This is a genomic window from Panacibacter microcysteis (genome assembly GCF_015831355.1).
Taxonomy (GTDB): Bacteria; Bacteroidota; Bacteroidia; order Chitinophagales; family Chitinophagaceae; genus Panacibacter; species Panacibacter microcysteis.
The window spans coordinates 2,225,379-2,252,334 of sequence record NZ_JADWYR010000001.1 but is presented as its reverse complement, the minus strand read 5'-3'; the positions used below and the strand labels follow the sequence as shown (position 1 = coordinate 2,252,334).

Genomic DNA, 26,956 nt, shown 5'->3' with positions numbered 1-26,956 from the left:
AACAAGAACGTTAAAAAACACAACTCAAACACGGACATGCCGAACACCGTATTGCATAAAACAAAGTAGGCACTCAAATCTCAAAACAAACATTTATGAAAAACATCTCAAACGTTATGTTGTTAGCAGTAGCGCTAACCATCACATCAACAAGCTGTAAAAAATCAATTGAAGAGCCATCCGAAGCTGTGGCAACCGTTACATCAGATGCCGCATTGGCTCAAAACACGGTGGACTTAACAAGCGGTGATAATGCAATGCTTCATGGTTTGCAGGGTTATCAAACAACCAACTACAACCAGTTTCCAAGTTTTCAATCCACTGTGTGGACGTATCTTGGCACACCGGCGCCGCGCAGGTCATTGCTAAAATTTGATTTCACAAATCTTAATCCTTTGATAACCGCCAGTACCCTTGTATCAGCAAAACTATACCTGTACCAATACGACGAACTAAACAATAGTGGTAATTATTACAGTATTGCACAGGTTAACAACTCATCTGAAATAAGGAGGGTTAAAACCGCATGGACACCTTCTACAGTTAACTGGCAAACACAACCACTTACTTATCCTGGCTTACCAACACTTGCAAGAAATGCTGTAGCCGTTCCTGCTATTACAACGCCCTTCGCAGGCAACCAGGATAATCCTGTTATCAACGTTACCCAAATGGTAAAACAAATGCTCGCTGGCGGAGCGCCATACTCAAACAATCATGGTTTTGAAATAATCTTTCCAAACGAAACTCAATTCTATAAAGGCAGAACATTCGGAAGTTTTGCATCTCCTGCAGGTTACAAACCCGTGCTCAGGTTAACATGGCAGTAAACAATAAATACCCGCAACGCTTTACAGCCTGCGGGTATTTAATTTTATTATCATAGTAAGAAATAATATTTTTCAATATGCTGTTCACAAAAATCTATAGCCGAAATAAAATGGCAGTATTTGAAAATGTCAACTGTTGAATCTATAACTTTATAGCTCAAACATATCTAAGACAAAATGAGCAAAAAAATTTTCTTTCTGCTTGGTTTGGCAACTGTAAGTCAGTATGCAGATGCGCAGAAAAAACCAAACTGGGATAGCCTGGCCAGAGAAGCAGCACGTACAGAATTGTGGGAACCCGTTCCGCCTGTTGTTACACCCGGCGCTACGCCTGCTGATGCACCTTCTGATGCCATTATTTTATTCGACGGTAAACATGGTTTAGATGCATGGTATGGCAGCGATGATTCTACAAAGCCTGCACAATGGACCGTTGGCGATGGCTTTTTCACCGTTAAAAAAGGAACCGGCGGCATTGTTACCAAACAAAAATTTACCGACTACCAATTACACCTTGAGTGGAAAATTCCTGAAGGTATTCATGGCGATAACCAGGGCCGTGGCAACAGCGGTATCTTTCTTGCCAATACCGGCAAAGGAGATGTTGGCTACGAAGCGCAGATACTCGACATCTACAACAACAAAACATACGTAAATGGCCAAACAGGCAGCATTTACAAACAAATTATACCACTTGCCAATGCCAACAAAAAACCAGGCGAGTGGCAGGTATATGATATCGTCTGGACTGCCCCGCGTTTCAACAAAGACGGCATTGTTGTGTCGCCTGCATATGTAACCATTATGCTCAACGGCGTGTTGTTGCAGAACCACGCACAGGTGCAAGGCCTTACACAATGGATCGGTAATCCATACTACAAAGCCCATGGCGCATGCCCCATTCGTTTACAGGATCATGGAGACCCGAGTGAGCCAATCAGTTTTAGAAATATATGGTTAAGACCTTTGTAATTTAAATACTGAATCATTCAATAAAAGCAGTGCCCAACCGGCGCTGCTTTTTTATTGCCCCCAAATGATGTTTATACGTTATGATAATTATTGGCCAGGCAATATTACTACTATGTATCTTCCGTTGCGTCGCACACTTGTACACCAGCAATTCATTCAGCAACTGCAACCAGGTCCTGTTTTACAGGCATCTTTTCGACGAAGGTCATTTTTTAATTGCAGGGTTTATAAAAATAAATACCTTTGTTAACCATCTGGTTAAATTATATGGTTAACAAGACAGACGAGACGACGGAACAACGCATCATGGCCGCAGCAAAAAAGATATTTTTAGCCAAAGGGCTGGATGGTGCCCGCATGCAGGATATTGCAGACGAAGCCGGCATCAACAAAGCAATGCTGCACTATTACTTTCGCAGTAAAGACAAATTATTCGAAACCATTTTTGAGGAGGTAGCCACCCATTTTTTACCACGCATCACAGAGATCTTTGCATCGGGCAGCACATTGTTCGAAAAAATTGAAGCCTTCTGCGAAGCCTACATAGAGCAGGTAAAACAGATGCCTTACCTGCCGGTGTTTGTATTGCATGAGGCCACCAGGCAACCCCATGTATTGGTAAAGAAAATGTTTGGTAATAAAAAACCGCCAGTTCACCTGTTTGCACAGCAGGTAGAAAAAGAAATACAACTTGGCATTATTAAACCCATACAACCGTTGCAGTTGTTTCTTAACATGCTTTCCATGTGTGTATTTCCTTTTATGGCAAAACCAATGTTTGAGCATGCAGCAGGTATCTCTAAAAAACAGTTTGATGCAATGATTGAAGAACGTAAAAAAATGGTGCCTCAATTTATTATTGCAGCTATTAAAAAATGATCGCAGGCAGTAACAAACAGCGGCAGACGGAACCGGAGCCGCTGCATAAAGTGATACAGTACAAGTGTGCGACGCAAGGAACGGTGAACAGTAATACCAAAGCTGGTAACAAAAAATAAAACTACAAAACACAACAGGTAATATGAGAAAGGCAACTTCAATATTGCTGCTGGTACTGCTGCTCGCCTGCAGTAACAAAAAAAACAATTACGATGCATCGGGCACCTTTGAAGCTGATGAAGTAATTGTATCGGCGCAGCAAACAGGGCAACTGCTTTCTTTTACAGTAAACGAAGGTGATAATCTCTCAAAAGACGAGGCAGTTGGCCTGATAGATTCTACCAACCTCGTGTTGCAAAAACAACAGGTGCAGGCAACCCTACAATCGCTTTCGCAAAAGACCGCAGACGTGCAGCCGCAGATAAAACTACTGCGCAATCAACTGGCTGTACAACAATCGCAGCTGGATCATACAATCAACGAACGGAACCGTTTTCAGCGGCTGGTAGAAGCACAGGCTGCAACGCAGAAACAACTGGATGACCTGAATGCACAGGTTGACCAGTTGCAAAAACAAATGCTGGTAACACAACAGCAGATTGCTGTACAGCAAAGCAACACCGGCACACAAAACCGCAGCATACTCAGTGAAAGCGACCCGCTGAAAAAACAGGTGGCGCTGATTGATGAACAGCTATCCAAAGCTACCATCACTAACCCGATGGCAGGTACCGTTATAGCCAAATATGCCCAGCAGGGTGAACTGACCGCAAGTGGCAAAGCGTTATATAAAATAGCAGACCTCCGTGTTCTTAACCTTCGCGCCTATATTTCGGGAGAAGATTTGCCGAACGTACAACTGCAGCAGCAGGTAAAAGTATTGGTAGATGACGGTAAAGACAGTTACAAAACATACGACGGTGTTATAACCTGGATAGCTGGTAAAGCAGAATTTACACCAAAAACGATACAGACAAAAGATGAACGGGCAAATCTTGTGTATGCAGTAAAAATAAAAGTAAAGAACGATGGCTATTTAAAAATAGGCATGTATGGCGAAGTACAATTAACACCTGCGGCAAACAAAGAAACCAAATAACCCGGTTAAAGCCCTTCTCCTTTGCATAGAGTGGTTTCGGAGGAGGTCTGCCAGTCAACAAAGAAATTTTTAAACCATGAACGCAGCCGTATCAGTAAATAACCTTATAAAAAATTATGGTACAAAGAAAGCCGTTGTAGAAGCCGTAAAAACGGTGTCTTTCGATGTGCTTCCTGCTGAATTGTTTGGTATTATCGGCCCTGACGGCGCTGGCAAAACTTCTCTATTCAGGATGCTTACCACACTGCTTTTACCGGATGGTGGTTATGCAACTGTTGATGGTTTTGATATTGTAAAAGATTACAAAGCCATACGCAACAGGGTTGGTTACATGCCGGGCAGGTTTTCTTTGTACCAGGACCTTACTGTAGAAGAAAACATGCAGTTCTTTGCTACCATCTTTAATACCTCGATTGAAGATAACTACGACCTGGTAAAAGACATTTATATACAGATAGAGCCCTTTAAAAAGAGAAAGGCGGGAAAACTTTCCGGGGGTATGAAACAGAAGCTGGCTTTAAGTTGTGCGCTTATACACCGCCCCACAGTGCTTTTTCTTGATGAGCCCACCACCGGCGTAGATGCCGTATCAAGAAAAGAATTCTGGGAAATGCTGAAACGGCTAAAGCAGCAGGGTATTACGATTCTCGTCTCTACCCCTTACATGGATGAGGCAGGTTTGTGCGACCGTATTGCACTGATGCAGGATGGCAGTATACTCTCTGCCGGCACACCGCAACAGATCATCGCTGAATTTAAAGAACCGGTACTTGCTATAAAAGCCGACGATATGTATAAGCTGCTGAAAGATCTTGGCGGCTACGCTTTGATAAAAGATGTTTACTCTTTTGGTGAGTACCATCATGCTGTTATGCAGGATGTATTTGATGAAACGGATCTCTGTCATTTCCTTGAGCGTAAGAACAATTACAACGTTACAATTAAGCGTACAACACCTGGTATAGAAGACCGGTTTATGCAACTGATGAAAAATTAATATGCTTACAGAGAAGATTATATCAACAGCATCATTAACCAAACGCTTTGGAGATTTTACAGCGGTTGACAATATTTCCTTTGATGTGTACAAAGGCGAAATATTTGGTTTTCTTGGTGCCAATGGCGCAGGTAAAACAACGGCCATGCGCATGTTGTGCGGGCTAAGTTTGCCAACATCCGGCAAAGCCATCATCGCTGGTTTTGATGTGTACAAACAAACGGAAAAGATTAAACGCAGCATCGGTTATATGAGCCAGAAATTTTCCTTGTACGAAGATCTGACCGTGCGGGAAAATATACGCCTGTATGCAGGTATTTATGGCAAAAGCAACCGGTTTATCAAAGACAAAACTGCCATACTGCTGCAACAGTTGCACCTGGAAGCAGAAGCTGATAAACTGGTACGTTCATTACCACCTGGCTGGAAGCAGAAGCTGGCATTTTCAGTTGCGGTTTTTCACGAACCACAGATCGTTTTTTTAGATGAACCTACCGGCGGCGTAGACCCTGTTACACGCCGGGAATTCTGGAACCTGATTTATGCTGCTGCAGCTACCGGCATTACCATCTTCGTTACAACGCACTACATGGACGAGGCAGAGTATTGTAACCGTGTATCGATAATGGTAGATGGCAGGATTGACGCGCTGGATTCGCCTTCCAAACTTAAAGAGCAGTTTAATGCCGCATCGATGGACGAAGTGTTTGTGCAACTGGCAAGGAAGGCCAGCAGGAGTGCTGACTGATTTTTAAAGGCTGGTTGCTGTAAAGAAAAAAGTAGCTTTTGGGTCTTTGCAAACTTCAACGTTCAGCTCAATATTGAACAGGAAGTACAAGTGAGTGACACAACGAAGCTGCCATGAAAAACAACAGCTGACAACAACATATATTTCAATTTTCTTCATGCTCCTTCAGCGAGACAGGGCTTATGAAACAATTTTTATCATTTGTACGAAAAGAGTTTTACCATATCTGGCGGGATAAACGTACCATGTTCATTTTGCTGGCCATGCCCGTAATACAGATCATCATCTTTGGTTTTGCATTGACCAATGAGGTAAAGAATGCCAGGATCGCCATCTTCGACCAGTCGCACGATGCAGCTACGGCGGGGCTTTTAACGGAAATAAGCGCCAGTAAATATTTTGATATACAGGCCAACCTGCATAGGCAGCAGGATATTGACGCCATCTTTAAAAGCGGGCAGGCAAAAATGGTGATTGTATTGCCGGCCAATTTTCAAAGCGATCTGCAACACCTTAACCAGGTGAATGTGCAGTTGATTGCTGATGCCTCTGACCCTAATACGGCCACCACACTCATCAACTACGCATCGGCCGTTATAAGAGATTACAACCAGCGGCTCTTGCAGGATCAACAGATACCGTACATCATCAACACACAGGTACGCATGCTGTATAACCCGCAGTTAAAGGGCGCATACAGTTTTGTGCCGGGTGTAATGGCAATGGTGCTGATGCTGGTATGTACCATGATGACCGCCATTACCATTGTACGGGAAAAAGAAATGGGCACGATGGAAGTTATGCTGGTATCACCCGTACAGCCGCTCAAAATTGTAACGGCCAAAGCGGTACCTTATTTACTGCTGTCTGTAGTAAACATCATCAGCATCCTGTTGCTGAGCGTATTTGTTTTAGATGTGCCGATCAAAGGAAACATCGTATTGTTAATGGGAGAAAGCATTTTGTTTACCATTACCTGTTTATCTTTTGGTTTGTTCATCTCGGCTGTTACAGATTCCCAACAAACAGCCATGTTCATTTCACTTACAGGTATGTTTTTACCAACTGTTATGCTCAGCGGTTTTATGTTCCCGGTTGAGAATATGCCACTGCCGCTGCAGGTTATTTCCCATGCGGTACCGGCAAGATGGTTTTACCAGGTGGTAAGGTCGGTAATGATCAAAGGGCTTGATATAACCGGCGTATGGAAAGAAACACTCATCCTTTTGGGCATGACTGTTTTTTTATTATTGCTTGCGATCAGGAAATTTAAAATAAGGCTTGCATGAGCTTTAAAGTTTATTGATATGCGCACATTATTATTTCTCTTACAAAAAGAATTTAAACAGATTTTCCGCGATCCGGGAATACTGCGCGTTATTTTCATGATGCCTGCCATGCAACTGATTGTGCTGCCTATGGCTGCCGACTATGAAGTGAAGAACATAAAGCTTGCGGTAGTAGACCATAACCGCAGCACATACACCCAAACACTCATCAACAAAATAACAGCGTCAGGTTATTTTCAACTCGACCAGTACACTGCCTCTTATAAAGAAGCCCTGCATGAAATGGAAAGCGACAATGCAGATATCATCCTCGAAATTCCGCTTGGGTTTGAGAAAGACTTTGTGAAAGAGCAGCAGGCCGAAGTACTGATTGCCGTTAATGCCATCAATGGCGTAAAAGCCGGACTTGGCGCGGCTTACCTGCAAAGCATTATTACAGATTACAACCAGGAACTGCGGGTAAAATTTGTACAGCTACCACGGGTTAATCATACGCCTGCCATCAATGTTACTTACAGCAACTGGTTTAACCCGCTCATGAATTACAAATTCTTTATGGTGCCCGGCATACTGGTGATATTATTAACCATGGTTGGTTCTTTCCTTGCATCGCTGAATATTGTAAAAGAAAAAGAGAGCGGCACCATTGAGCAGATCAATGTAACGCCTATTAAAAAATATCATTTTATTTTAGGCAAGCTGATTCCTTTCTGGGTGCTTGGGCTTGTTATACTCACCATTGGTTTAAGCATTGCACGCATTGCATACGGCATTATACCGGCTGGCAGTTTATTTACCATATACATTTTTGCAGCGGTGTATTTACTGGCTGTGCTGGGGTTGGGTCTGCTGCTTTCCACCTATTGTGCCACGCAGCAGCAGGCCATGCTTATCTCCTTTTTTATGATGATGATCTTTGTGCTCATGAGCGGTCTTTATACACCTATTGACAGTATGCCTGAATGGGCACAATGGATCACACGTTTCAATCCTGTTTCTTATTTTATAGAAGTGATGCGTATGGTAGTACTAAAAGGCAGCAGCCTTGCAGATATAAGCAGGCATATCCTTATTGTACTGGGTTTTGCGGTTGCACTTAATACATGGGCTGTATTGAGCTACAGGAAACGTGCATAACGTTTACGCGTATACGCTGAATGAACAGTGCGGACACTGATGAGCCCGGCAACATAACCGGTGGCATCGTTCCTTGCGTCGCACTCTTGTACAACAGTTTTTTATGGCAGCTGTGCGCAGCGGTACAGGCATGCTTTGAATACTTTTAAACCGCAACGGCAAAAGGTCACAAAGCATCGCAAAGGTGCTGTGCGCTTCTCAACTACTTTCTCGCTGTGGTTTTGTATTTCCAAATTTTAACCATACAGGCACAGATGCATTTTCAACATGTTTATGGAGTATTGAACCGGAACGCTGCAGCCGCCATAACAACAGAACGTACAAGTGAGTGACACAATCGGCGCTGCCATGAAAAACCGCTGCCGGCTACACACCATAAAAAAAGCACCAACCACGGTTGATGCTTTTTTTACCAGATCGCTTTGTTACTACCATATTTTTACCCTGGCACTGTCTGGCCTGTACATCTTCTCTCCGGGCTGTACATTGAAGGCTTTATAGAAAGCTTCCACGTTCATCAGCGGGCCGTTTACACGCCAGTTGGCAGGTGAGTGTACATCTGTATTTACCTGGCTGCGCACAAACTCATCTTTAAATTTCAGCCGCCAGATTTGCGCCACCGAAATAAAGAAACGCTGGTCTGGTGTAAGCCCATCGATCTTGGCGGTATCCTGGCCCTGTTTGGTCATTTTAAACGCATCGTAAGCAATGTTTACACCGCCAAGGTCTGCAATGTTTTCACCGTTTGTTAAGGCGCCGTTCACATGCAGCGAATCAAGCACCGTAAAGCTGTTATACAACGCAATTTCTTTCTTGCCTTTTTCCTGGAACTTTGCATAATCATCTTTGCTCCACCACAATCTCAGGTTACCATCTTTATCATACTGCGCGCCCTGGTCATCAAAACCATGTGTTATCTCATGCCCGATAACCATACCTATACCACCATAGTTGATAGCATCATCTGCATTAAGATCGAAAAATGGAAACTGCAATATACCCGCGGGAAAAACGATCTCGTTAAACGTTGGGTTGTAATATGCATTGATCTCAGAAGTTGAAAGATCCCACTCTGTTTTATCTACAGGTTTGCCTGCTTTGTTTACCTGGTATTGAAACTCGTTGCGTGCACATGATTGCAGGTTTTCGAAATATTTATTTTTATCGATGGTTACATTGCTGTAATCTCTCCACTTATCAGGAAAGCCGATTTTTTTGATGATGGTTTGCAGCTTTTCTTTGGCCTTCGTCTTGGTGCTGTCGCTCATCCAGTCGAGTTTCGCTATTCTTACCTCCAGTGCTTTCTGCAGGTTGTTTACCAGCTCAAGCATTCTCTTTTTGGCATCTTCAGTAAAATATTTTTTTACATACAGTTGCCCCAATGCATCTCTCAGATTATTTTCAGTATTGGCTGTAATGCGCTGCCAGCGTGGCTTTAGTTCTTCCTGGCCGCTAAGTGTTTTGCCATAGGCAAATTTGGCATTTACAAAATTGCTGCTGAGTGCATTGGCCGCATCGTTGAGTACATTGAAACGCAGGTACTGCTTCCATGTTTCAAGGGATGTGGCGCGCAGCAGTTCATTGACTTTTGCATAGAATGCAGGCTGGCCCACATTTACAGAATCTGCTTTTGCACCTATTTCGTTTAGCACGTTTGTCCAGCCAAACTGCGGCATTTGTGTATGAAGTGCTGCAACGGCCATTTTATGGTAATTGCTTTCCGGATCTCTAAGCTCAACATTTGTTTTATGGCTGGTGGCCAGTTGTGTTTCCAATGCAAATACATTGGCCGCATTTTTTGCAGCGGTTACAGAATCATCGCCGGTAAGCTTAAACAATTGCTGCATGTAGGTCTTGTAGGCATCTACCACTTTCTTTGTTTCTGCATCTGTCTTAAAATAATAATCGCGTTCTGGTAAACCTAAACCGCCCTGGTAAAAAGAAAGAATGTTTACCGAGCTGTTCTTTTCATCTGCGCCTATCAGAATGCTGAATAAAGTATTGTTCATAAGCTTTTGCTGGCTGGCAACAAAATTCATCAGTTGTTGTGTATTGGTAATACCACTGATCTGCTCCAGCGCAGGTTTTACAGGCTCATAGCCCAGTTTTTCAATGGTTAAAGAATCCATTCCTGATGCGTAAAAGTCGCCCACTTTTTGCTCTATGCTGCCTGCGGCAGCACTGCCTTTGCCCGCTTCTTCAATAACCGTTTTCAGGTTGTCGCGGGTTTTATTCATCAGGTCGATAAACGAACCCACGCCAAATTCTGTGGATGGTATCGTAGCGGTCTTCAACCATTTACCATTCACAAACATGTAGAAATCATCGCCGGGTTTTACCGAAGAATCCATATAAGCGGTTTCTACAAATTTTTGTGTGGTCTTCTCATTGGTTTGCTTATCTGCGCAACCGGTTACTGCTGCCAGTGAAACCAATGAGAGTACAGGCAATCTCATTTTCATATTGTATATGCTTTTAGTAAACCCGAAAAGTAAAAAAACTTCCTGTACACGAGGAAGTTTTTTGAAGAAAGGAAGCGGCCTTTATCAGGCAAGCGTAATATCGAAGCTTACGAGCTGTACAAACTCGTTCAGTCTTGCATCAATATCTGCCCTTGTAATTTCTTTTAGGCGTTCTGCACCAAATTTTTCCACGCAGTAGCTGGCCATTGCAGAACCAACAATAATGGCTGTTTTCATGTTCTCGAAAGAGATGTCTTTTGTTTTGGCCAGGTGGCCAATAAAGCCGCCTGCAAACGTATCTCCTGCACCTGTGGGGTCAAACACTTCTTCCAATGGTAATGCAGGCGCAAAGAACACATCATTGCCATGAAACAGCAATGCACCATGTTCGCCTTTTTTGATGATGAGGTATTTTGGGCCCATGGTAAGAATTTTCTTTGCTGCTTTTACCAGCGAAAATTCCCCGCTGAGTTGTCTTGCTTCGCTGTCGTTGATAAGCAATACATCTACCATGCTCAGTGTAACTTTCAGGTCATCCATGGCAACTTCCATCCAGAAGTTCATAGTATCCATCACAATCAGTTTAGGGCGTTTGTTCATTTGCTGAATAACGCTCTGTTGTATTTTTGGTACCAGGTTGCCCAGCATTACAAACTCCGCATCGCGGTATGCTTCCGGCAGTACAGGGTTAAAATCTGCGAGTACATTAAGGTCGGTAACCAGTGTGTCCCTTGTATTCATATCCATGTGGTAGCGGCCGCTCCAGAAGAATGACTTTTTATCCGGCACTATTTCCACACCTGCAAGGTCAACACCCCTTGCAGAAAGATCATCGAGTTCTTCCTGCGGGTAATCGTACCCTACAATAGAAACCTGCTGCACATCTTTGATAAAGTTGCTGGCAGTATATGCAACATATGTGGCAGAACCACCAATAATTTTGTCTGTTTTGCCAAACGGCGTTTCAATGGCATCAAAGGCCATGGTACCAACAACAACTAAACTCATAGTAGAATTTTAAACGGCGCAAACCTATTGCATTTGGCGCACATACGGCAGATTTATTTACGGGTTGTAGTATATGGTTTTATAGCTGTTGAGCCGGCTTTTGCAGTAGTGGCATCGTTCCTTGCGTCGCACACTTGTACTGTAGTTTTTCATGGCGGCTGTTCGCAGCGGTACATGCATGTTTCAATGGCTCTGTGTACTCCGTGCTCTTACTCCTTTAACTCTGTGGTTTGTATTCTTAACCACAGAGTACACAGAGCGTTTGCACAGAGTGCATGGAGTACGAACCGGAACGCTACAGCCGCCATAAAAAACGGAACGTTCAAGAGAGTGACACAACAGGCGATGCCATGAAAAAACATTGCCGGTAACACACACCAATTTAGCAATATAGCCCATAAAAAAAGCCGCTGAAAATTCAACGGCTTTGTAAAATATCTCTATGTGTTATGCCATTTCGGCTTTCATGCTTTTGGCTACTTTCTTGCGCTCTTCTTCATCAAGAATTACTTTGCGCAGACGAATATTCTTTGGCGTTACTTCAATACATTCATCCTGCTGTATGTATTCCATACATTCTTCAAGCGTCATCAGTATTTTAGGAACGATGCGTACAGAATCATCACTGCCGCTGGCACGGTGGTTGGTTAATTTTTTACCTTCTGTTGCGTTTACCACCAGGTCGCCTGGTTTAATGTGCTCGGCAATGATCTGGCCTGCATACACATCTTCACCCGGGTCTACAAAGAAAGAACCCCTGTCCTGCAGTTTATCAATAGAATAAGCAGTTGTGGTAGCCTGGTTCTTTGACAACAATACACCGTTGTTCCTGCCCGGTATTACGCCTTTCCATGGTTTGTATTCGTTGAACGTATGCGCCATTACAGCTTCGCCGGCTGTGGCGGTAAGCATATTGGAACGCAGACCGATAAGCCCTCTTGAAGGTATTTCAAACTCCAGGTGCTGCATCTCTCCTTTTGTTTCCATTACATGCATCTCGCCTTTGCGTTGTGTAACAAGGTCGATTACCTTACCGCTAAACTCTGCAGGTACATCTACCACCAGGTTTTCGTAAGGCTCGCATTTTTTGCCATCAATGATCTTTACCAGTACCTGTGGCTGACCAACAGTAAGTTCATATCCTTCGCGGCGCATGGTTTCTACCAATATACCCAGGTGAAGAATACCGCGGCCATATACGAGGAAGCTGTCTGCACTATCTGTGTCTTCCACACGCAATGCAAGGTTCTTTTCTGTTTCTTTCATCAGGCGGTCGCGCAGGTGACGGCTTGTTACAAACTTGCCATCTTTACCAAAGAAAGGTGAGTTGTTGATGCCAAACATCATGCTCATGGTAGGCTCATCTACACTAATGAGTGGCAGTGCTTCAGGATTTTCTGCATCGGCAATGGTATCGCCGATATTGAAATCTTCCAGGCCAACCACGGCACAAAGGTCACCGGCAATAACTTCTGTTACTCTTTTCTTGCCCATGCCTTCAAACACGTAGAGTTCTCTAACCTTTAATTTTTTGATGGTTCCATCAGCCTGCATTAACGCGATTGGCTGGTTTTCCTTTATAGTGCCGCGGCCAACTTTACCAATGGCAATACGACCAAGGAAAGAAGAATAATCCAAAGAAGTGATCTGCATCTGCAGCGGACCTTCATTTACCTGTGGCGGTGGCACATGTTTTACAATGCCATCCAGCAATGGGGTAATATCCTCGCATTGTTCATTTTTATCGTTGAACCAGCCATTTTTACCACTGCCGTAGTAAGTAGGAAAATCGAGCTGCTCTTCGGTAGCATCGAGGTTGAAGAAAAGTTCAAATACCGCCTCGTGTACTTCATCGGGGCGGCAGTTTGGTTTGTCTACCTTATTGATCACTACGATCGGTTTCAGGTTGAGTTGTAGTGCTTTTTGCAACACAAAACGTGTCTGTGGCATAGGGCCTTCGAAGGCATCTACCAGTAAGATTACGCCATCGGCCATTTTCAATACACGTTCTACTTCACCGCCAAAGTCACTGTGGCCCGGGGTATCGATCACGTTTATTTTAACGCCTTTATAGGTAACGGCTGCGTTTTTACTAAAGATGGTAATGCCACGTTCCCGCTCCAGGTCGTTGCTGTCCATGATCAGCTCGCCTGTTTCCTGGTTCTCACGAAACACCTTGGTAGCGTGTAATATTTTATCTACCAGGGTAGTTTTTCCATGGTCAACGTGTGCAATAATAGCAATGTTCCTTATTTCCATATAAAATTTTCAGGCCGCGAAGGTACGTATTTACAACGGGATAGCGGCTAAAAACGGCGTGAATATTATGTTACGGGCTGTAGTGCAGGTGGCATCGCCGGTTGTGTCATTCACTTGTGCGGTTGGCTATTATAGCAGCTTTGGCGATGTGGTTTGAGCGACCGTGGTAATGCACCACATTGCTGAACTATATACTTTTTGAAGCAATGCACACAACAATCATAAAAATAATATGAGCAAATACAACGGCGACATATCTTTTATCGCGGGCAAAGGTGATATAAATATTTTTTACTATAAGTATGGCAGATATGATAAGCAGAGCAAAAAAAGCTACTTCTCCCAAACCGATAACGCACGGTCCGGGTGGTGCAATCCTGTCCAACATAACAAATAGCAATAAACGCTATAAGACATAAAAGTACTGTAGGGTATAATAGTTTAAGCAGCATAATTAAGTTGGGTTGAAAATATGTTGATGATCTCCACAAAAATACGCCTTGTGCAAAGTATAAAAGAATAAAGATCCTTTACTATATGAGTCTTTGCTGTTTCATTTCACCCAATACAATAAGGCTTGCATAAGCCGTCCACAAGATTACGGGCACGGTAAGCAACGCAGCAGTTTTTGAGACAGGTAGCAGTTTTACAACTACCAAAACCGCAAAAAGTATAACAATGATGTTCCCGATAAGACCAAACCACAACGCCGAAATATGGGTAAGTTTTGCCAGGCCAAGTGTATAGTAAGCATAGGCAGCACATAAAAATGCCAGCACAAACAACCACCACTGGTAATCTGGTAGCTGCTGACTAACCAATTTATATCGCGCAATGCCAAGCAAAGTAAACAACACAAACCATACGATGGGAATAACAAAACCCGGCGGCGCATACCATAATGATGGCTTATTATCACTATCAAACTCCAGCCCTACAAAAGGTGCCGGAATATTTACCACGACGAGTATGCCATAAAACAGGAGTATGCTCAGCAGGATGGTAGCAGTCATTGTAATTAAGCTTTAAAGGTTGTTTTAAATTACAACAACCGCTGCCGGTTTGCGCAGAATGTTTAACAAAAAAACCGGCGATGCTGAACAACATCGCCGGTTTTCTATTTTATAAGCTTTTCAAATACTTCAAACTTTCGGGCACTTGCTGCACGCAGCGGCTGCTTTCATCTTCTATAAAATAGTGCGCCACGCCTGTTTGTTTTGCGGCCTTCATAACGCCTGCAATATTTACATCTCCGCTACCAAGCGTTACATTGGTTTCCACATCCTGCTCACCATCGTTGTTATCGGGCGTACCCGGTTTCCTGTCTTTTAAATGCAGCAGTTTAAAGCGGCCGGGGTATTTATTGAGCAGCGCAACAGGATCTTGACCGGCATTCTTTACCCAGTACACATCCATCTCGTAGCTTACATACAAGGGGTTTGTACCTGTCATCATTGCGTCGAATACTGTTCCATCATTGTATGGCCTGAACTCATAGCCGTGTGGATGGTAACAAAATGTAAGCCCATTTTCGCTGAATAATTTTCCGGCGGTATTGAAAACCTCTATGGCCTTTTTTGCATTTTCTATACCGAATGCACCGTCATGCGGTATCCATGCACACATGATGTATTTTGCACCAAAGAATTTTGCTTCCTCTATAATTGCCTGGGGATCTTTTTGTAGTTGCTCATAGTCTGCACCTACACTCACCATCTTTAAACCGTTTGCCTCCAGCAATTGTTTGTAGGCGTTTCTATCCATACCATAAGTACCGCCGCCTTCCAGCTCTTTTATACCCATACTGCTGATGAGTTGTATGGTGCCCTTTACATCATTCTTAAACTGGTTACGGAAAGTGTATAACTGTACGCCAATTTCCTGTGCGTGTAATATTGATGTGCTTGCAAAAAGTGCGGAACAGAGTATCCATTTTTTCATATGGTAAGTTTTTACCGGAAGTTACGGAACAACTTTGGTAAACAAAAAAGCGATGATGTATGCGGTACGAAGGAGGGGCAGGTACAGGCGTGTGTATGCAAGGTATGGCAGCATATGCCGAATAATGAACTGTAAGTACAAGAGTGCGACGCAACAACAGCTTCATAGCAGCAATACTGCCCGGACCATTATACTTACCTGGCACTGTAAATGAACTGGCCGTTCCGGAGTAGTACTGCCGACAGCTCGGCTGGTTTTTGGGTACCGATAAGCAGGTTTTTACCATTGGTAAATTCTATCTGCAAGCCATCATTTCCGGAAATATTGTATGCTTTTCCATTAGAACCATAACGCACTCCCCAGCCGCCAAATTCTTTCAGCGGCGCATACTTTCTTACATACAACCGGGATATGGATGACCAGCTATAGCATTTGAATTTTATATGCAGCGGAAAGAAGCGCACATATACGCCATCTTCACGAATTTCCGTATCGAGCCGGAATAGCAAAAACAACAGCAGTACCAGCAAAGAAATGGTGATTGACAAAATAATACCTGTGTAGCTTGCGGGTGCGGTGCCGTTCTGCAACGGCTTTATTATACGCCACAAGGTTGCACCATTTATACCGATCAGTAACAGCCATAACCACCATTGGGTAAAACGTTGCTTTTCTGAGAAGAGGATTTCATGTGGCATAGAACTGCAATTTAAATTTTTGCTGGTATTAAATTGCATTGTTTCGTTACGCCCGGTGAAGGCTATAATATCTTTCTTTGATAATATTCCAGTGCCACCGCTGGTGGCCGGCGATGATAAAGCCAATAGCATGCACCGTGTATTCACCTTTGAAACCCACGCCTGCTTTTGATAACATGTCTTTATCAAAACTGCTGAACAGCAGCATGGTTGCTTTTCTTACACCAATTGCTTCCTCTATCAATTCTTCCAGGCTTCTGCGCCCGGCATTGGCCATAGAGGCATAATTGTTTTCATCGAAAGAGCGCACGTCTTTTTCGCCTCTCGCAAAGGACAATGCCCTGTAGGAGAATACTCTTTCTGTGTCTACCAGGTGCTGCAGAATATCTTTGATCGTCCATTTGCCCGGTGCATATACCGCATTACCTATGGCTTTCCATTCTTCAACAGGTAGTAGCTGTAATTCCTGCAGGCTTATGAGCAATGCTTCTTCAACGGTTACATCATCAGTTTGGTTGATATACCTGTCGAAGTAAGCAGGCAAAATGATTTCGCTCCTTTTCATATCGTTGATTCTATTTGTTTGCGGATAATTGTTGTGTGTATTGCTTTAACATCAGCAGTACTTCTTCGTTATCGTTGTACACTTTTTCCAATGCTGTAATTATTTCCCCTGTTTTTGGATCATTGAGCATCATGATCAACTGCAGGTTGAGCAAAGTAGTACTGATATCATGTTCTTCTGATGCTTCCAGGATTCTCTCAGCCAGTATATCGTAGGCTTTACCTGTTTTGCCCAGCGCAACCAGCGTTTGTACCGCTACAAAAGGATAGTCCCACGCATTGCCCAAAAACCATCGTGGCGAATGATTATCTTTCAATGCCTCAATTGCAATATCAGATCCGCGTTCATCACCCAGTTGTGCCAGACCAGCCAGGCAATGCATCAGGCTCTGGCTTTTCCATGATGGCTTATCTTTTAGTTTAAGAAGTGCATCAAATGCTTTGGAACTTTTTGATTGTCCAAGTGCAATAGCTGCTGCACTGATCACCCTGTCACTTGTATCACTGAAGCAGCTGATATAAAGATCAGCGTAAGAACTGTCGGCTGTTATGCCAAGGCTGGTGATGGCTGCTGCTTTTACCCATGATGTTTCTTTTTGTACAAGTGTGTGCAACATATTCTTTGTAAACTGATCGTATGGCAAAGGTTGTATGGCACGCAACTGCCCGATAGCGTTGAACCGAAACCGCCAGTACGCATTGCTGTTGATAACAGTTTGCAGCGACTCTATGATTTTCTGTTTGCTTATTGCAGTAGTCGTTGAATCTTTATACAGGTTAACCAATTCAGCCATTGCATTGCTTCTGCAGAGTGTATGTTTATCAAACGATAATTCCGCTTCAAGTTCTGCCTGGCTTTTCTGCATGTTAATCTCCCTTATCCAAATATTTTCCGGATCAAGGTTAATGACGGCCGGCTGCACAGCAAAGGGTATCTCGAATACATTTTTTTCCTGTGGCAGCAGGGTCAATGTCCTGATGCTGTCGTTTATTGCAAGCTCTATATTACCCCGGAAATAAGCAGGCTGCTCATACGCTGCATTATTCTCCTTCTGCTGTAGCTGTGTTACAGTCAGCCTAAGTTGCCTGCCTGATTTATCATACAACTTTTTCACGTCAAAAACAGGGTGGCCTGTTTGATATATCCACTGGTCAAAAAACCATTGCCAGCTTCTTTGTGAAACACGCTCAACTGTACGCTGGAAATCTGCTGTAGTAACTGTTTTGAACGCATAAGTGTGCACAAACTGCTGAACACTTTTAAAAAACAATTCATCGCCCATTTCTTCTCGTAACATTCTTAATACCAGTGCCCCGCGGTATTTACTATAACTATCTGTAACAAAATCTTCCGCGTCATCTACTTTCGCCGGCACTATGGGATGGCGTTTACCATCGGCCCAGTCAGTCATTACATTGCCGGTTTCCCATGAATGATACCATAACAGGTACTCCTCCATTCCATGCACAGCGGCCACATACATGCCTTCAAAATATTGTGCAAACCCTTTTGCAAGCCACATGTCTTGTACTTTTGCCGGCATAATGATGTTGCCAAACCACTGGCTTGCCAATGCATTACATTCAACACCATCCCACAGGTACAGGTAATCAAGGTGTGTACCGTAATCATCGATCATATTGTCTGAAATAATACTGAAAGTATGCTGCCCGGTAAGACCGGGAAAGGGATATTGCTGCACCACTACCTGCGTATACTGCCGGTACGGGTAGGCAAAGCCTGTTACTTTTTCAAGAAATTGCAGCATGGCAGGCAGCTCTACTGTTGTTGCTTTTGCCGCTGCTTCTTCACCAGGATAACAATAAGTATATAACGTTACACCATTGACTGTTTGGCTAATCGCTGTGTACTCCCCTGCAGCAAAGGCTGTTAAATAAGCAGGATGTGGATACGTTGTCTTGTAGCTGAATGTTACCGAGTTATCATCATCGTTCACACGCCTGCTTACCAGCGCACCGGTTGCAAGAAACATCATTCCCTTTTCTACTGTAGCGGTAATTTCCGTGGTGGCAATATCTGCAATGGATGCACTGCACGGCAACCAATACGAAGTATTCATCAACTCACTTTGCGACCATAACTGCCTGCGTCGCACCGGGCTTGCTGTTGATGGGATTATAAAACGTATTCCTTTACCAAAACTGCCACCCAAAGCATTTACATCCGGCTCGTTGCTGTGCAATGTTTCGTAGGTGATGCTGATGCTGACTGTATCATTAACCTGGTATATTTTATCCAACAGAATAATAAGAGTGTGGCCTGCTGTATCTGTTACAAAACGATGTTTAACGCCACCGGTTTTAACTTCATAAATTAACAGGTTGTTAGCTGCCAGGCAAACCGTTTGCAAGGGTTTTGTAAAAAGTAAAGACACTTTTACATCGGCTTTGGCCCGCATCTTTTGCCAGTCAAATTCAAGATTAATCTTGTAGTGCTGTACGTCAATGCCATCACCAGCTATATATGTTTGCGGCTGCCGCGCCAATAATGATGTGGTTATAAACAGCAGGGCATTTATTACAAAACATCTTTTTTTTCGCATAAGGCAATTGCATAAGAGCAATGTAAAAGTATCAGCCTTATCAAAACTTACCGGGCCTGTTTACAGACATTTTCGGCCAACCGGCATAAAGAACCATTTTGTTTTTTATGTTCCCGGCAATAGCCTGTATGGCATCTTTGTTGCGTCGCACACTTGTACTGTAATGCATTATGCAGCAAGGTGCGTCCGGCGCATTATTTCTTAAGCAGCCTTTGTATTTGTTTTTCCGTTTTCAGACCTACAAGGCTGGCTATCTGTTTCCTGGAGAGATCAGGTGCTTTCATCAGTTCTTTTATTTTTTCCAGCCGAATGGTATTGATGTATTCAATAACGCTGATACCAACTTCTTTCCTGAAAATTCTTGTAAAATTTCTTTCACTCATGTTTGCAAGTTCTGCAAGCTGGTACAGGTACAATTTTGCGGCAATATTTTCAATAATATAATCCTGCACATGATGAATACCTGCATGTACATGGTTCCTGTAATTGAAGTACGATGTTATTTGTGTTGCCACACTGTTGCGCCTGTTATAAATAACCAGCTCGCGGGCCACCTTATGCGCAAAAAAGCCGTCCGTTAATGTTTCTACCAAATGTAAAACCAGGTCTATACCTGATGCTATGCCGGCACTGGTATGTATGTGCTCACCTGATGTAAAAAGTATATGCTCTTTAACTTTTGCAAGCGGGTACTGCTCCTGTAACCGGCGCGTAAGCTGAAAATGTGTTGTGCATTCCCTGTTATCAAGTATACCGGCCTCTGCCAGTACAAATGCGCCTACGCAAATGCTTACAAGGTTGATGCTGCCGGCATGTGCAGACTGTAGCCATGCAAAGAGGTCAGTATGTTTTTTAAAAGCTGCGGATTGAATGTATTTAACCCTTGAACCCGGAATGATGATGTAATCGCCGGGGTTACAAACTACAGTTGAAAAATGTTTCAGGTTGTTTATACCCAAACCTGCGGAAGATTGTATGGTTTGTTCTACGCCGCAGTATTCAATGGTAAAATCAGCGCCGAAGTCTATTGATTCGCTTATTACCTGGTCTGCACCTGCAAGATCCAGCAGGTGTACTTCGGGCAGTATAACAAAAACAAATTTTACAGGCATTTGTAAACAGCTTGACGAAAATTATCTGATACAAATATTGCTGTTATTACAAACCACGCCAAATAATTGCCTGCCAGTATTTGCTTAACCAGACTGTGCACATGCTGATGTAGTTGCTGCCGTACAAGAGTGCGACGCAACGAAAGCCCAACAGTATTGCTGCAGCCGGGTTCATAAAAAAAGAAAACCACGCTCAGTAAACTGGCGTGGTTATTATTTGCATTCCAAAAGTTACATCATTAGCTGCAACCCATGCTGTTGCCACAATTCAAACACTTGTAGCAGGTACCGCTGCGTAAGGTAATATGACCGCATACGTTACAGGCCGGTGCATCACTCTGCATATTTTTTGCTGCTGCATTTACGGCATCGAGACCAACTTCTGCTCTTACGGCTGTAGCTTTTTGTGTACGTACCGGTTGTGATGCCGGTGCGGCAACGCGTACATTGCTTAAATCTGGTTTACCAATAAGCGTAACCTCGCTGCCATCTTCTTCACCGGTATTACCGATTTCAGGCCTGTCTATTACATGTACAAGATCTGTTCTGCCAAGGTATTCGTAAGCCAGCGCACGGAACACAAAGTCTACCAGCGATGTTGTTGTCTTAATGTTCGGGTGGTCTACCATACCTGCAGGTTCAAACTTGGTGAAGACAAATTTTTCTACAAACTCTTCCAGCGGCACACCATATTGCAGGCCAACTGAAACAGCAATGGCAAAACAGTTCATGAGGCTGCGCAGCGTAGAACCTTCTTTGGCAAGATCGATAAAGATTTCGCCAATGGTACCATCGTTGTACTCACCGGTGCGCAGGAACAATACCTGGCCACCAATCTTTGCTTTTTGTGTAAAACCACGGCGTTTGGCCGGCAGTTTCTTACGCTCAACGATCTTGGAGAGCTCACGTTTAAGATTGGTATCGTTACTTGCCTGCATACGTTTATGCATTTCATCGAGCAGGTCTTCTACGGTAAGCTTGCTTAAATCTACAATGTGAGATTCAGGTGCCGTTGCTTCTGCAACTTTTTCTTCTTCTTTTGTTTCTTCTGTTTTTTTCTTCTTGTCTGATTTGTTGCTCAGCGGCTGAGAAAGTTTTGAACCATCGCGGTATAATGCATTTGCCTTCAGACCAAGCTTCCAGCTAAGCATGTAGCAGTCTGCTATTTCTTCTACAGATGCTTCATGTGGCAGGTTAATGGTTTTGGAAATAGCACCGCTCAGGAACGGCTGGCATGCACCCATCATTTTAATGTGGCCATGCGCATGAATAAATCTTTCGCCTTTCTTACCACATTTATTGGCACAGTCAAATACCGGTAAATGTTCGTTCTTCAGGTATGGTGCACCTTCTACAGTCATGGTACCACATACATAGTCATTAGCTGCATCTACCTGATCATCTGTAAAGCCCAACGCTTCGAGCAGGTTAAAGTTCCAGTCGTTGTATTGTGCTGCAGTAAAGCCGAGTCTTTCCAGGCAGCTTTCGCCGAGTGCAAATTTGTTAAACACAAATCCAATTTCAAAAGCCGATTTAGCGGCCTCATTCAGTTTCTTGATTTCATCTGCAATAAAACCTTTCTCGCTTAACGTTTGCGGGTTGATGAAAGGAGCACCTTCAAAACTACCTGCACCCACAGCATATTTAATGATAGAATCGATTTCATTTTCTTTATAGCCCAGGTTTCTCAATGCTACCGGTACGCTCTGGTTAATGATCTTGAAGTAACCGCCACCTGCGAGTTTTTTGAATTTAACCAAAGCGAAATCCGGCTCAACGCCTGTAGTGTCGCAATCCATTACCAGACCGATTGTTCCTGTAGGTGCAATGACGGTTGTTTGTGCATTGCGGTAACCATATTTTTCACCAAGCTGTACAGCATCATCCCACGCTTTTGTTGCAGCTTTTAATAAATAATCAGGGCAATATTTTGCGTCTATACCTACAGGTTTTACGCTAAGGCCTTCGTATGCTTCGTTTGCATCATAAGCTGCGGCGCGGTGGTTGCGCATTACACGCAGCATATCGTTTTTGTTCTCGTTGTATTTGGCAAAGGGCCCGAGTATGCCTGCCAGCTCTGCAGATGTTTTGTAAGCAATACCTGTCATGATAGCGGTAACGGCACCGGCGATACCACGTGCGGCCTCGCTATCGTAAGGAATACCGCTTACCATAAGCACTGTACCAAGGTTTGCAAAACCAAGACCCAATGTTCTGTAATCGTAAGAAAGCTGTGCAACTTCCTGGGACGGGAATTGCGCCATCAATACCGAAATTTCGAGTACCACTGTCCACAGGCGGCAGGTATATTCAAAACCTTCCACATCCAGCAGGTTTCTGTCTGTATCAAAGAACTTCATGAGGTTGGCACTTGCCAGGTTACATGCCGTATTGTCCAGGAACATGTATTCTGAACATGGGTTAGACGCATTGATGCGGCCACCCTGCGGGCAGGTATGCCATTCGTTGATGGTTGTATCATACTGTGTACCGGGGTCAGCACAGCGCCACGCTGCATAAGCAATCTGGTTCCACACTTCGCGTGCCGGAACTTTTTTCATTACCCGGCCATCTGTTCTTGCTTTCAGTTCCCAGTCGCCATCTTTCTCCAATACTTCAAAGAAAGAATTGGGTATACGTACAGAGTTGTTGGAGTTTTGTCCTGCTACGGTCATGTAAGCCTCACCTTCGTAGTGGCTGTCGTAACCTGCTGCAATGAGTGCGCCTACTTTTTTTTCTTCTTCTACTTTCCAGTTAATGAATTTCATGATCTCAGGATGGTCAAGATCAAGACAAACCATTTTAGCGGCACGTCTTGTAGTACCACCACTTTTGATGGCGCCCGCTGCGCGGTCGCCTATTTTCAGAAAGCTCATTAAACCACTCGATGTGCCGCCACCGCTCAGCTTCTCTCCTTCGCCGCGGATTTGTGAGAAGTTGGTACCAACACCAGAGCCATATTTAAAAATGCGTGCCTCACGAACCCACAGATCCATGATACCGCCATCGTTCACAAGATCATCGCTTACGCTTAAGATAAAGCATGCATGCGGCTGTGGGCGCTCGTATGCATTTCTTGATTTTTTTAGTTCTCCATCTACAGGGTCTACATAGTAGTGCCCCTGGGGTTTACCGGTAATGCCGTAACTCTCGTGTAAACCGGTATTGAACCACTGAGGACTGTTAGGCACGCAGGACTGGTTAAGAATACTGTACACCAGCTCATCGTAAAAAACCTGTGCATCGTTTGCAGAAGCAAAATAACCATAGCGCTCACCCCATACGCGCCAGCAGTTTGCCATACGGTGGGCAACCTGTTTTGCCGATGTTTCCCGGCCAAGTGAACCGTCTGGCTGTGGCACACCCGCTTTACGAAAATACTTTTGTGCAATAATGTCCGTGGCAATCTGGCTCCATTGTTTGGGTACCTCTACATTATTCATCTCAAACACTACCTCACCGTTAGGATTGCGGATAACGCTGGTGCGGTAGTCATACTCAAACAGATCAAAAGGGCTCTTATCGTCTGCAGTAAAACGGCGATTAAACTGCAACCCTTTTTTAGGTTCATTTGCCATGGTTTAAACAATTATATAGTTAAGAAAATTAGTGTCTGAATCGTTGTACTAATAGCGAAGCAGGAGACGAAAATATCTTTCTAAGCTGAAAACTACAGTTTTGAAATATGCACACTTTGTGGAAAATAAGCGTGGAAAAACTCATAGGTCAACACAGTGTTGCATTACAGCAATTATCCACACGAAATCAACGGTAAGTTAATAAAAATTAGGCCGATCGTAGCTCATTAATCACTATATAAAAGCAAAGAATGGCTATGTACCCGGCACCATTGCAAAGCCCGCCTTCCGTTGCGTCGCACACTTGTACAGCAAAGCATGATTCAGCTGCTCCGGGTGTAACAGCGTACACATTGATAAGCTTGCCAGGCTGCCTTGGCTACATAACCGATAATGTGCCTGCATATGAAAAATTCAAATGTGAAAGAAAAGTTTAATTCCTACCAGTCTAATAGGAGTTTTAGATAAAGCGTTTACTTTTGTGCGGCATTTAAAATCCAACTTCCTATATGATCGTGGCCGTGCTAACCATTTTTATGCTTGTTTCCGGTGTTATAATCTTTTTGTGTTTGAAAGAAGCCGTTGCGGTAGATGAAGATTATAACCCGGTAACCAACCCCAGAACGCATAATAAGCCTGTTGCACCGCAGGCAAAAACAGGTTCTATTGTATTCCACCATTTTTCATCATCGCGGCATATTGCATAAGTTTTACAAACTGGGCATGTACAGTTTTTTAAAAATCTTACTTTAGGGGCCATGCGCAAGTTTTCACAAAAACCCGAGCTGGATATTATTTTAGATATTCTTGATACAGCAATTGTATACAGGCCCGATTCGCCTTTTCTGCAAAGCCTGCGCATGCAATACCTGGAGCGTGGCAGCCTTAGCAAAAAACAATTACAGGGGCTGCATAACAAGGCTTCGAAAATAAATGAGGTCGCTACTTCTAAACTGGCCACACTGGAAGCAAAAATCATCAAAATGCCTGACCGCTTTAGATCTGACCTGCCGGAAATTACCAAACCGCTTTATGAAAAAGATACTGCCAGCGAAAACCTTGTTGAGGATATACTGGCTAGATACCCACAACACAAGCGGGTACTTTTCTTTAAATCTAAATTAGCCAACAACGAAATATTGCAACCGGCAGAAGTTGCAGAGCTGAATAAATTTGCAAAGCTGTTACTGAAATAAGTTTTATACACGGGCGGCTTGCCTGCAACAGATCGCTACAGTCGCCATAATAACCAACCGTACAAGTGAGTGACACAACAGGCGATGCCATAGCATACTACTGCTGAAACAATAAATAAACAAAGCACTCAGCGCAACGAAAATTTTGCTGACAAGAATAAAATCACCATTCAAGTGCGTAATTGGCTAAATAAAAAGGTCAGGATATAATTGGGAACCGGGTTTTACTGCATATGCATCGAAATTACCAATGCCTTCTTTTTGTAAAACGTCTTCGTCTATAAACGTGTTGCCCGTATAAGTAAGGTCAGTCTTGCTGATGATGGCATAAGCGGCATCTGCAAGAATAGCAGGCGTTCTGCTCATGTTCGCAAGCATCTCTCCACCGAGCAGATTTCTTACTGCCGCGGTATCGATGGTTGTTCGCGGCCACAGCGCATTTGATGCAATGTTGTATTGCTTTAATTCTTCGGCCCAGCCGAGCGCCATCATACTCATGTTATACTTACTTATTGTATAGGCTACGTGTGGTGCAAGCCATTTGGTTTGGAGATTTACCGGAGGGGAAAGTGTGAGTATATGCGGATTTGTGCCTTTTTTTAAATGCGGAATGCAATGCCTGGTTACGAGGAATGTGCCACGTACATTGATATCGTGCATTAAATCGAAACGTTTACTCTCTGTTTGCTCTGTATTGGTAAGCTGTATGGCTGAAGCATTGTTGATCAATATATCTATACCACCAAATGTTTCTGCCGCCTGTTTTACGGCTGCTATTATATGCTCTTCATTGCGAATATCTACCTGTACGGCCAGCGCCCTGCCACCGGCTGCTTCTATTTCCTGCGCGGCGGAGTAAATGGTGCCACCAAGTTTTGCGTTTTCCTCTACACTTTTGGCTGCCACAACAATATTGGCACCCTCTGCGGCAAAACGCAATGCCATTGCTTTGCCTATGCCGCGGCTTGCACCTGTGATGAGGATTGTCCTGTTTTGAAAATTCATGGCCATACAGTTTGGTATTGATTTATGAAGCTAAAAATTCGCGGATGATATGGGCCGTTTCTGCGCAGGCTTTGTCAAGCACATCGTTTACAACAATTTTATTGAACTGGTGGCGGAAAGAGATTTCATAGTTGGCTTTGCCCAGTCTTGTCGCAATCGTTTCGGGTGTTTCTGTTGCCCTGGTATGCAGTCTTCTTTCCAGTTCTTCAATAGAAGGCGGTTCAATAAAAATACTCAATGCATTTTCTTTGAATTGCTGCTGCACATGAATGGCGCCCTGCACATCAATATCGAGTACGGGCACTTTTTGTTCATCCCATATCCTGAATATCTCACTTTTCAGTGTGCCGTAGTACCTGCCTTCGTACACCATCTCCCATTCTATAAAGGCATCGTCTTTTATCTTTTGCTGGAACTCTTCCACACTTATAAAATAGTAATGCATTCCATGCTGCTCGTAATTGCGTGGGCTTCTTGTAGCTGCGGAAACGGAAAATGTTAATTGTGGAAATTGCTCAATAAGATATTTGGTAATCGAGCTTTTACCGGCACCCGACGGCGCAGTGATAATAATAAGCTTGTTTTTATTGGCCATGCGCAAAAGTAGAATAATTGCAA

22 protein-coding genes are annotated in these 26,956 nt (G+C 43.6%); 10 read left to right on the top strand and 12 right to left on the bottom strand.

Annotated features, from left to right (window positions below):
• Positions 1-95 precede the first annotated feature (95 nt).
• The 8 genes from I5907_RS09125 (at position 96) to I5907_RS09090 (ending at position 7,951) form a co-directional block, all read left to right on the top strand.
• A complete protein-coding gene (locus I5907_RS09125; RefSeq protein WP_196990402.1) occupies positions 96-830 on the top strand; it encodes a DNRLRE domain-containing protein in 735 nt (244 codons plus the stop codon).
• A gap of 177 nt (positions 831-1,007) precedes the next feature.
• Complete coding sequence (locus tag I5907_RS09120; RefSeq protein WP_196990401.1) at positions 1,008-1,802, top strand: 3-keto-disaccharide hydrolase; 795 nt, start codon at positions 1,008-1,010, stop codon at positions 1,800-1,802.
• A 267-nt stretch (positions 1,803-2,069) separates the two neighbouring features.
• Positions 2,070-2,681 carry a TetR/AcrR family transcriptional regulator gene (locus I5907_RS09115; RefSeq protein WP_196990400.1) on the top strand — a complete coding sequence of 204 codons (612 nt, stop codon included), beginning with the start codon at positions 2,070-2,072 and terminating at the stop codon, positions 2,679-2,681.
• A gap of 142 nt (positions 2,682-2,823) precedes the next feature.
• Positions 2,824-3,780: an HlyD family secretion protein gene (locus I5907_RS09110; protein WP_196990399.1), complete on the top strand. Its 957-nt coding sequence runs from the start codon at positions 2,824-2,826 to the stop codon at positions 3,778-3,780.
• A 76-nt stretch (positions 3,781-3,856) separates the two neighbouring features.
• A complete protein-coding gene (locus I5907_RS09105) occupies positions 3,857-4,777 on the top strand; it encodes an ABC transporter ATP-binding protein (protein ID WP_196990398.1) in 921 nt (306 codons plus the stop codon).
• Between the two features lies 1 nt (position 4,778).
• Positions 4,779-5,525 (top strand): ABC transporter ATP-binding protein, encoded by a 747-nt coding sequence (locus tag I5907_RS09100; RefSeq protein WP_196990397.1) that lies wholly within the window; start codon positions 4,779-4,781, stop codon positions 5,523-5,525.
• 182 nt (positions 5,526-5,707) lie between these two features.
• Entirely contained in the window at positions 5,708-6,814 is a 1,107-nt protein-coding gene (locus tag I5907_RS09095) for an ABC transporter permease (RefSeq protein ID WP_196990396.1), read from the top strand.
• Positions 6,815-6,832: 18 nt separating this feature from the next.
• A complete protein-coding gene (locus I5907_RS09090) occupies positions 6,833-7,951 on the top strand; it encodes an ABC transporter permease (RefSeq protein ID WP_196990395.1) in 1,119 nt (372 codons plus the stop codon).
• A gap of 428 nt (positions 7,952-8,379) precedes the next feature.
• On the opposite strand, the gene I5907_RS09085 is transcribed toward I5907_RS09090, so the two are convergent.
• The 10 genes from I5907_RS09085 to I5907_RS09040 form a co-directional block, all read right to left on the bottom strand.
• The gene (locus I5907_RS09085) at positions 8,380-10,413 is read right to left on the bottom strand and encodes a M13 family metallopeptidase (protein WP_231402008.1); all 2,034 of its coding nucleotides are present in this window, start codon (positions 10,411-10,413) and stop codon (positions 8,380-8,382) included.
• Positions 10,414-10,497: 84 nt separating this feature from the next.
• Positions 10,498-11,421, bottom strand: coding sequence for a PfkB family carbohydrate kinase (locus tag I5907_RS09080; protein ID WP_196990394.1), 924 nt, complete (start codon positions 11,419-11,421; stop codon positions 10,498-10,500).
• Positions 11,422-11,868: 447 nt separating this feature from the next.
• A complete protein-coding gene (typA, locus tag I5907_RS09075) occupies positions 11,869-13,680 on the bottom strand; it encodes a translational GTPase TypA (RefSeq protein WP_196990393.1) in 1,812 nt (603 codons plus the stop codon).
• Between the two features lie 533 nt (positions 13,681-14,213).
• On the bottom strand, positions 14,214-14,693 hold the full coding sequence (locus tag I5907_RS09070) for a tryptophan-rich sensory protein (protein WP_196990392.1): 480 nt from the start codon (positions 14,691-14,693) through the stop codon (positions 14,214-14,216).
• 109 nt (positions 14,694-14,802) lie between these two features.
• A complete protein-coding gene (locus tag I5907_RS09065) occupies positions 14,803-15,621 on the bottom strand; it encodes a sugar phosphate isomerase/epimerase family protein (RefSeq protein WP_196990391.1) in 819 nt (272 codons plus the stop codon).
• Between the two features lie 194 nt (positions 15,622-15,815).
• A complete protein-coding gene (locus I5907_RS09060; protein ID WP_196990390.1) occupies positions 15,816-16,319 on the bottom strand; it encodes a hypothetical protein in 504 nt (167 codons plus the stop codon).
• Between the two features lie 46 nt (positions 16,320-16,365).
• Entirely contained in the window at positions 16,366-16,884 is a 519-nt protein-coding gene (locus tag I5907_RS09055; protein WP_196990389.1) for a DinB family protein, read from the bottom strand.
• 10 nt (positions 16,885-16,894) lie between these two features.
• Positions 16,895-19,447, bottom strand: a complete 2,553-nt coding sequence (locus I5907_RS09050; RefSeq protein WP_196990388.1) for a M1 family aminopeptidase — start codon at positions 19,445-19,447, stop codon at positions 16,895-16,897.
• A 194-nt stretch (positions 19,448-19,641) separates the two neighbouring features.
• The gene (locus tag I5907_RS09045; protein ID WP_196990387.1) at positions 19,642-20,559 is read right to left on the bottom strand and encodes a GlxA family transcriptional regulator; all 918 of its coding nucleotides are present in this window, start codon (positions 20,557-20,559) and stop codon (positions 19,642-19,644) included.
• Positions 20,560-20,798: 239 nt separating this feature from the next.
• Entirely contained in the window at positions 20,799-24,137 is a 3,339-nt protein-coding gene (locus I5907_RS09040; RefSeq protein WP_196990386.1) for a vitamin B12-dependent ribonucleotide reductase, read from the bottom strand.
• A gap of 509 nt (positions 24,138-24,646) precedes the next feature.
• On the opposite strand from I5907_RS09040, the gene I5907_RS09035 reads away from it, so the two are divergent.
• Together I5907_RS09035 and I5907_RS09030 are read left to right on the top strand one after the other, a co-directional pair.
• Entirely contained in the window at positions 24,647-24,844 is a 198-nt protein-coding gene (locus I5907_RS09035; protein ID WP_196990385.1) for a hypothetical protein, read from the top strand.
• Positions 24,845-24,895: 51 nt separating this feature from the next.
• Positions 24,896-25,333 carry a hypothetical protein gene (locus I5907_RS09030; protein ID WP_196990384.1) on the top strand — a complete coding sequence of 146 codons (438 nt, stop codon included), beginning with the start codon at positions 24,896-24,898 and terminating at the stop codon, positions 25,331-25,333.
• A gap of 186 nt (positions 25,334-25,519) precedes the next feature.
• Here I5907_RS09030 and I5907_RS09025 read toward each other — a convergent pair whose 3' ends face one another.
• Entirely contained in the window at positions 25,520-26,338 is an 819-nt protein-coding gene (locus tag I5907_RS09025; protein WP_196990383.1) for an SDR family oxidoreductase, read from the bottom strand.
• Between the two features lie 22 nt (positions 26,339-26,360).
• Positions 26,361-26,933 carry a guanylate kinase gene (gmk, locus tag I5907_RS09020; RefSeq protein ID WP_196990382.1) on the bottom strand — a complete coding sequence of 191 codons (573 nt, stop codon included), beginning with the start codon at positions 26,931-26,933 and terminating at the stop codon, positions 26,361-26,363.
• Positions 26,934-26,956 lie beyond the last annotated feature (23 nt).